The sequence below is a fragment of the Flammeovirga sp. AWQ4_249 genome (genome assembly GCF_056161045.1).
Genome location: NZ_JBSWYJ010000060.1, coordinates 20,315 through 28,351 on the forward strand (window position 1 = coordinate 20,315; position 8,037 = coordinate 28,351).

An 8,037-nucleotide genomic window follows, 5' to 3' on the forward strand; every position below is an offset into this window, starting at 1 on the left:
CTTATTACTATTACTACTGTTTTTGAGCCCATTGAGTTGGGCACATGGACCTTTACTTAGTGCTCAATATCATGAAAGAACTTTAAAAGAAGTTTTAAAAGAGATTGAACAACATTTTGGTGTCTATTTTTCTTTTAATGATAAAATTGTAAATGACAAAGTAGTCAGTATCACTTTACAAGAAGCCACTCTTGAGAAAGCATTAGTACAAAGCCTTGCAGGTAGTAATCTTGAATATGAAGTACTTGACGAACAGTTCATTATTATTCGAAAAAAAACAATTCAAAAAATCACATTAAGTGGTTCCATCACTGATTACCAAGGAAATACTTTACCTTATACTACAATTATTTCCTCATTAACCCAGAAATATGCAGTTTCAGATGAAAAAGGAAATTTTATCGTTTCTGTACCTTCCAATGATACGATAACTTTTAAATTTTTAGGATATGAAGAGCACAAGTTACCCTTAGCAGGAATTCAATCTATAAAGACTTTAAATATTAGCTTAAAAGAAGCAAAAAGTAACCTTCCTGAATTAGTTTACAGTGCTCAATTGGATTCTATCACCTCTCTGATTGATCGTCAAAGTAGAGGAAAAAATGTAAAAAATGCGGGTATTGGTAACCTTCCTACCTCAAATCAGGAAGATGTTTTTTATGCTTTGAAATTACTTCCTGGCGTGAGTACAACCGGTCTTTCTTCTGCATTAGAAGTACGTGGAGGAGAAACAGACCAAAATTTAACACTGATTGATAAATTTCCAATGTATCAATTAGACCATTATTTTGGACTTCAAAGTGTGATTAATCCAGACATAACGAATTCAGCGACTTTATATGCTGGAGGATTTGATTGTTTATATGGAGCAAGAGTATCAAGTATTTTAGATATTGGCTTAAAAGATCCTACACTTTATCATACAGAAGGAAATGTAGGAATAAGTCTATTGGGATATAAAGCCTATTTGTCAAGACCTATTGTCAGAGGTAAACTTTCTGTATTTGGTACTTTTAGAAAATATCATGGAGGAATTGAAAAATTAATCTATGATAGAGGAATGAGTGAAAATTCTGATAATAGGCAACTTAATAATGGTACACAGCAGATTAATGTGTATAATCAAAAAATTAAACCAGACATTAATTACCAGGATGCAAATGCCAAAGTATTGTATCAAATAAACGATAAGAATAATGTAGCCTTTAGTTATCTACATTCCATGGATAATTATCAATCTTCTTATGCATTACCCAAACCTCCCAACAGACCAAATGCTCCAACGCATACGAATTCGGATGATCGATCTTGGAGCAACAATGCAATGTCTTTGGAATGGAATGCTCAATATAAAAAATGGAACTCTAGTGTGTATATGACCTATTCAAACAACACGAGAGAAAGCAATAAGATTTTTTATAAAAAAGATTCAATAGATAGAAGACCCAAGAAGATAACACAATACACGTATCAAAAGATGCAAGACTTTAGCATTCATTCTGATCAACAAATTTTCTTAAAAAAGGGAAGGTTGGATGTCGGTGCTGTCTATACGCATTATGATGTTGAGAAAACGCTGAAGCCTAGTGGATTCTTTGTCAAAGAAGTAGATGATTTGACACAAGCTACAACACTTGGTATTTACACTCAGTATAATTTTTTCTTAGATAAACTCTCATTAACGGCTGGAAGTCGCGTTTGGTATTATCAACCTAACGGTAAAGCCTATATTGCTCCAAGAGTACAAGGAACTTTACCAATTGGAACCACTGAACAGTTTAGTTTAAAATTTTCTGCTGGTCGTTATTATCAATTTATCAGAGAATTATCGGATGAATTAACCTATGATTCTTTTTGGATTTTGTCCAATGGAGAAGAAATTCCTGTCATGACTTCTAATCATTTTATAGGTGGCGGTACATTAAAGTTAAATAAGCATTCTTTTGATTTAGAGGCTTATTATAAGCAAAGTACTGGTGAAATGTCGGATTTGATTTTTAGAAATCCAGTGCTTTTTCATAAATATATAGGTGATGGTAAATCGTATGGAGTTGATTTTATTTATGAATATAATCTTGCTAAATGGTATTTCTACACGAGTTATGGTTTTAATCAATACCTTAAACAATACACTCAGAAAGAAACAGAACAAAAAAGAACACATATTTTGCAGCTTGCTAGCATGTACAAAAAGAAAAGCTGGAAAATCGGTTTTACATGGGTTTTAAAGAATACAGAGTATAATTTTAATCAACTCCTAAAAAATAATGTTCCGGGAGAAAGGCCTATTGAAACTGAAATTGAGCCTTATGAAATACCGTTATACCATAGATTAGATTTCTCTGCCGAATATAATTTCCGAATTGGTAAAAGAATGAAGGGAGAAGTCGTCATGACTATCTATGACCTTTATAATCAACAAAATACAGAAGAAAGACAAGTAACTCAGGTAGGACATGAATCAGCGAATTCTTATGAATATATGTTGACAGATGTTTCTCAATTAGGGATAACTCCTAACATTTCTTTTAACCTACTTTTTTAAATGAAATTTACTAATGTTAAAATAAATTAAAGATTTTTCTAAGGAATATTTGTATTATTTCCATAACATTATAAATTTGTCATTATAAATACTGTTTGTGAATTACTTTTATCTATTCAAAATACAGACTATCAGTCCTATTTGTTAATAGAGACGACGTATACATTTACGCCGCTAACTACTTACTGTGTAAATGTGATTTTTTACTACTTATAAATTTTAAATTAATGATGAAAAAGCAGAGTATTAACTATCCGAGAAACTCGCACCAAGCTGAATTGAACAAAAGAAAAGTTACGCTCCTCGAACAAGGATGGAATGAAGCGGACCGAGACTATATGGACCGTCTAAAGAAAATGCTTATTGATAGCCAAGGTTATATCGACAAACTACATAAGACCGTTTACGATAAAAACCAACGTCTGAATGATATGCAAAATCATATTTATTTCTTAGAAGATGAATTGTATGCCATCACTCAAGGTGGTCAACAACAAGAGGAAAAGGAAGAAAATATGGAACAAATTCAATACGACGAAGCTGTCTAAAAATTGACATATTAGAAATAATACGTTTAAAATAATTGAATTTAAGGAAATACATCTTTTGAAGTATTTTTATAAAAGAATCTTACACTGTAAATTAGCGGGGTAAGATTTTTTTTATTCCATCAAATCAAAGTAATTATTTGCCAATTCACTCACTTTATCCAAACTATAAACACACAAAGTTCTATAAATGACCAAAGTGAACAATTGTAAGAATCATTACTTTCAACAATAATCTTTAAATATGAACAAACGATTATCACTTTTAATCGGCTTCTTCTTTGTGCTAATGTATTCGGCATCTGCACAAAACAATCAAATTTCTCTTGAGGATATCTGGAGAGACTACAAATTTTATCCTCAATCTGTGAATTCTGTACGTTGGATGAACACTGGACAGTATTACACAAAATTAGAGCGTAATAAAATCATTAAAAATGATGTAGCTACTGGTAAAGAAGTAGAAACAATTCTTGACGGAGGCGAATTAACTCCTTCTATTCAAATCGCGGGTTATTCATTTTCTGCAGATGAAAGACAAATTCTTTTAATGACAGAAAGAGAATCTATCTACCGTCGATCATACAAAGCAGAATACTATGTGTATAACTTTGGTACAAAGCAATTGACAAAACTTTCTCAAAACGGAAAGCAATCCTACGCGACCTTCTCTCCTAATGGTTACAGAGTAGCATTTGTTAGAGAAAATAACTTATTCGTTGTAGACTTATCTGATATGAAAGAAACGCAGTTAACCACTGACGGAAAATTCAATCATATCATCAATGGTTCAGCTGACTGGGTTTATGAGGAAGAATTTTCATTTGCAAAAGCATTTTTCTGGTCTCCTGATAGCCGTAAAATCGCTTACCAAATTTTCAATGAGACAGAAGTTCCTGAATACAACATGCAACTTTGGGGTGGTCTTTATCCAAACGATTACAGATTCAAATATCCTAAAGCAGGTCAAAAGAACTCTGTAGTTGGTGTTTCAGTTGTTGATTTAGAAAACAAAAACAAGCACACAAAATTGAATATCGGTACTGAAACTGATATTTATATCCCGAGAGTTTCATGGACGACAGATGCTAACACAGTATCAATCATCAGAATGAACCGTCTTCAAAATAAATTAGAGATTCTTCATGCGAATGCTGAGTCTGGTGAAAGCAAAGTAATTCTTACTGAAGAAAGTAAAACATATGTAGATATTGACTACTGTGATGATTTAACGTACTTAAAAGATGGCAAGCATTTCATTTACACATCAGAAATGAGTGGATATAAGCATATTTACTTGTACAATGTAGATGGTACTCAGGTTCGTCAAATTACTTCAGGTGAATGGGAAGTTAGCCAATTGGTAGGTATCAATGAAGCAAGCAAAAAAGCTATATTATATTATATCTCAAATGAGGTTGCTCCATTAGACAGAGATTTTTACTCTATTGACATTTATGGTAAAAAGAAAACAAAACTGTCTACGAAAAGTGGTCAAACGAGCGTAAATATGAGTAATGACTTCAGTTATTATATCGCTAAACATAGTAATTCTGAAACTGTAGCTTCTACATCATTATTCAAAACAAAGAAAAACGAATTAGTAAAAGTATTAGTAGATAATGCTGATTTCAAAAAACTAATTGCAGATTATGGCTTTGTGAAAAAAGAGCACTTTACATTTACAACAGAGGATGATGTTGAATTGTATGGCTACATGTTAAAGCCAGCAGACTTTGATGCTTCAAAACAATACCCTGTTTTAATGTTCCAATACTCAGGTCCTGGTTCAAATCAAGTTGCGAACTCATGGGGTGGAGGAAACTTCGCATGGCACCAAATGTTGACTCAAAAAGGATACATCGTAGCTGTTGTTGACCCAAGAGGTACAGGTTCAAGAGGTAGAGATTTCAAACATGCTACTTATGCTCAATTGGGTAAATTAGAAGCTATCGACCAAATTCAAACAGCGAAGTGGTTAGGTGCTCAAAACTATGTTGATGCAGGTAGAATTGGTATTTGGGGATGGAGTTTTGGTGGTTATATGTCATCATTATGTTTATTTACAGGTGCAGATCAATTCAAAATGGCAATCGCTGTTGCTCCTGTAACAACTTGGAGATACTATGATACGATCTATACTGAGCGTTTCTTAAAAACTCCACAGTTAAACCCTTCAGGATATGATGATAACTCTCCTATTCAACATGTAGATAAATTAAAAGGTAAATTCTTCTTGATCCACGGTACAGGTGATGATAATGTTCATGTTCAAAACTCTTTTGACTTATCTAATGCATTGATCAAATCCGGAAAGCAATTCCGTGAGTTCTTTTATCCAAACAGAAATCATGGTATCTATGGAGGTAACACGAGACTTCATTTATACCAACAAATGACTGAATTTGTAGAAAATAACTTATAAGATTAGGTATCTTTAATTATAACTTGAACCCCACTTTCATAATTTAAGGAAGTGGGGTTTAATTTTTACTTCAAAGATGATTCAACGAAGCTCTTTATTCCCTTTTTTCTGTTAATCAATTGATTATTCCAAGCCAAATAAATATTACGTTTGATCTCACTTCCTTCAATTGGTATAAATACAATATTTTCCATTTTGTATTGTGGTACTGGCATTACTGAAATTCCCATTTCTGAAGCAATTAATGTTAAAGCAGACCCATTATTTTGAGCTCCAAAAACTTTATTCGGCTTTACTCCCAATTCAGATAATCGATCTGATAAGTCGTCATATAATGGACAGTTCAATCTTTCAATAAATGCCTCTTCATGTAATGATGCCAATGAAATGCTCTTCTTTGTAGCTAAATGGTGATTTTCATATACAGCAAATACTAGTTTCTCTTCTGTTATAAACTGAAAATCAATTTTCTCGTCCTCTATTTCCTGATCAGTAAAAAGAATATCTATTTGTTCATTAATCAGAAGCTGTTTTAAATTATCTTCTGACTTTTCTATAATATTGACTTCCGTAAATGGGAAATTGATTTTAAAAGTATTTATTGAGTTTAGAATCACATCGATCAGAATATTCTGAAAAAAGCCGATATTCAATGGTGCATCATCTTTCACTTTAAAACCTACTTCTACTTCATTCCATATCCTCAAAAGTTCCAATGCTTTTGGTAAAAAGACCTGCCCCTCTTTTGTGAGCGTTACATTTCTTTTATCCCTTTCAAATAATTTGACATCAAGATGTTCTTCTAATTTCTTAATCCCTGCTGAAAAAGTGGACTGTACCACAAACATCTGTTCAGAGGCCTTTGTAAAGTTTAATGTATTAGATAAAGCTACAAAGTATTTGATAAACTGAAGATTCATAATCGTTTTTATAGATTATTAATATCGAAATAAACCGTTTCTACGATAAATATAAAGCTAGTACTTTTGTAATGTAATCAAAAGAAAATCAATCAAATAAGTTAGCGTATTATGTTACAGGATTTAGTTAAAAAGGATAAGTTATCGATTGGAATATTTACACCTTTAGAATCTTATAAATGTGATACTCCAACTATGAAAAATCATTTGAGGTTAGCTCAAAAAGCAGAAAAATTGGGTTTTAGTGCTTTATGGTTCAGAGATGTACCACTACATGATCCTTATTTTGGTGATGTTGGACAGATGTATGATCCATGGGTATACATGACTTACATTGCAGCACATACTTCAAAAATTCAGCTTGCTGCAGGTAGTATTATCTTACCTTTCAGACATCCTATTAATACATTAAAATCGGCCATTTCTCTTCAAGATTTATCAAATAATCGTTTGATACTTGGAGTTGCTTCTGGAGATAGAGCCGTTGAATATCCTGCTTTTGGGTTAGATAGAGATTTAAAAGGGAATTACTTCAAAGATAGTTTTGAATATATCAATGCTTTGTATGGATCATTCCCTAGTCATGAATCTAAATATTATGGAGAAATAAGACGAAATGGAGATCTACTTCCAAAAATTGAGCACAAAATTCCAATGCTTATTACAGGTCATTCTGGACAGTCATTAGATTGGATTGCTAAAAATGGCGATGGTTGGATTTATTATCCAAGAGATATCAATACGCTAAAAGTTATTCAATCTGAATGGAAAGGCGCTTTAGAAAGACAAGGACAAGATTGGAAACCATTTTTACAATCACTTTACATTGACCTTAGTGAAAATGAAAATGCAGCTCCTTTCCCTATTCATCTTGGCTATAGAACAGGGACTAAATATTTGAATGACTTCTTACATAAACTTCAAGAAGAAGGAGTGAATCATGTTATCCTTAACCTGAAATATGGTCAAAGACAAGCTGAAGAAGTAATGGAAGAAATAGGATAAAAAGTATTACCAAACTTTAATTTTTAAAGACATGAAATACATCAATTTTTATATTCGAAATGACGAAAAATCTATCAAATTACTATTAAAAGAAATTGGTTATCAATATGATTACAATTCTATTTATGACAATTCTTTTTCAGAATGGAATAGTACTCGTGAGAAAATTGGTCTTTTAAGAAGTGAGTTAATTCATTGGCAAAAAAGGCTACTCAATGAACAAAAAATTGAGATTCTTGATAAGAGTAAAATTGATGTATTTTTTGTGAAAAGCTTTCAAAATGAGGAAGATTTTTTCTCCATTTCATTAAGGTATCCTGAAGAAAATATTGACAATCGGTATGAAATAGTGACAGAACTGTTTATCAATTTAATAAAAATGGGTGCATTAGGAAGTATTCGTTATGATAGAGGTAATCTGCATTTTTATGCAGGATAAATAAATAATCTTAATTCGAAAATAAGAAAACCCACCTTTAGTTTAAAAGTGGGTTTCTTGTTTTAAGACACTTTCCTGTAAAGTGTGTAAGTTCTTTTTGGATAGGGTTAAGTTTTAGAACTTGACTCTATCTCCAAATATAATTAAAAATTGAT

At 32.0% G+C, this 8,037-nt stretch carries 6 protein-coding genes; 5 read left to right on the plus strand and 1 reads right to left on the minus strand.

Going from position 1 to position 8,037, the window contains the following annotated elements; translation table 11 throughout:
• The first annotated feature begins 31 nt into the window (after window positions 1–31).
• The 3 genes from ACXAHM_RS24260 (at window position 32) to ACXAHM_RS24270 (ending at window position 5,518) form a co-directional block, all read left to right on the plus strand.
• Window positions 32–2,545: a carboxypeptidase-like regulatory domain-containing protein gene (locus ACXAHM_RS24260; protein ID WP_474966193.1), complete on the plus strand. Its 2,514-nt coding sequence runs from the start codon at window positions 32–34 to the stop codon at window positions 2,543–2,545.
• A gap of 227 nt (window positions 2,546–2,772) precedes the next feature.
• Window positions 2,773–3,093 carry a hypothetical protein gene (locus tag ACXAHM_RS24265; protein WP_474966197.1) on the plus strand — a complete coding sequence of 107 codons (321 nt, stop codon included), beginning with the start codon at window positions 2,773–2,775 and terminating at the stop codon, window positions 3,091–3,093.
• Window positions 3,094–3,337: 244 nt separating this feature from the next.
• Window positions 3,338–5,518 (plus strand): S9 family peptidase, encoded by a 2,181-nt coding sequence (locus ACXAHM_RS24270; RefSeq protein ID WP_474966200.1) that lies wholly within the window; start codon window positions 3,338–3,340, stop codon window positions 5,516–5,518.
• Between the two features lie 65 nt (window positions 5,519–5,583).
• Here the strand turns inward: ACXAHM_RS24270 and ACXAHM_RS24275 are convergent, their stop codons facing one another.
• Window positions 5,584–6,438 (minus strand): LysR family transcriptional regulator, encoded by an 855-nt coding sequence (locus tag ACXAHM_RS24275; protein WP_474966203.1) that lies wholly within the window; start codon window positions 6,436–6,438, stop codon window positions 5,584–5,586.
• A 111-nt stretch (window positions 6,439–6,549) separates the two neighbouring features.
• On the opposite strand from ACXAHM_RS24275, the gene ACXAHM_RS24280 reads away from it, so the two are divergent.
• Together ACXAHM_RS24280 and ACXAHM_RS24285 are read left to right on the plus strand one after the other, a co-directional pair.
• Window positions 6,550–7,443: an LLM class oxidoreductase gene (locus tag ACXAHM_RS24280; protein WP_474966206.1), complete on the plus strand. Its 894-nt coding sequence runs from the start codon at window positions 6,550–6,552 to the stop codon at window positions 7,441–7,443.
• A 31-nt stretch (window positions 7,444–7,474) separates the two neighbouring features.
• On the plus strand, window positions 7,475–7,882 hold the full coding sequence (locus tag ACXAHM_RS24285) for a hypothetical protein (protein ID WP_474966208.1): 408 nt from the start codon (window positions 7,475–7,477) through the stop codon (window positions 7,880–7,882).
• The last annotated feature ends 155 nt before the right edge of the window (window positions 7,883–8,037 follow it).

Coding starts and splice junctions, on each gene's coding strand:
- ACXAHM_RS24265 (WP_474966197.1), top strand. CDS start 2,773: ATGATGAAAAAGCAGAGTATTAACTATCCGAGAAACTCGCACCAAGCT.
- ACXAHM_RS24270 (WP_474966200.1), top strand. CDS start 3,338: ATGAACAAACGATTATCACTTTTAATCGGCTTCTTCTTTGTGCTAATG.
- ACXAHM_RS24275 (WP_474966203.1), bottom strand. CDS start 6,438: ATGAATCTTCAGTTTATCAAATACTTTGTAGCTTTATCTAATACATTA.
- ACXAHM_RS24280 (WP_474966206.1), top strand. CDS start 6,550: ATGTTACAGGATTTAGTTAAAAAGGATAAGTTATCGATTGGAATATTT.
- ACXAHM_RS24285 (WP_474966208.1), top strand. CDS start 7,475: ATGAAATACATCAATTTTTATATTCGAAATGACGAAAAATCTATCAAA.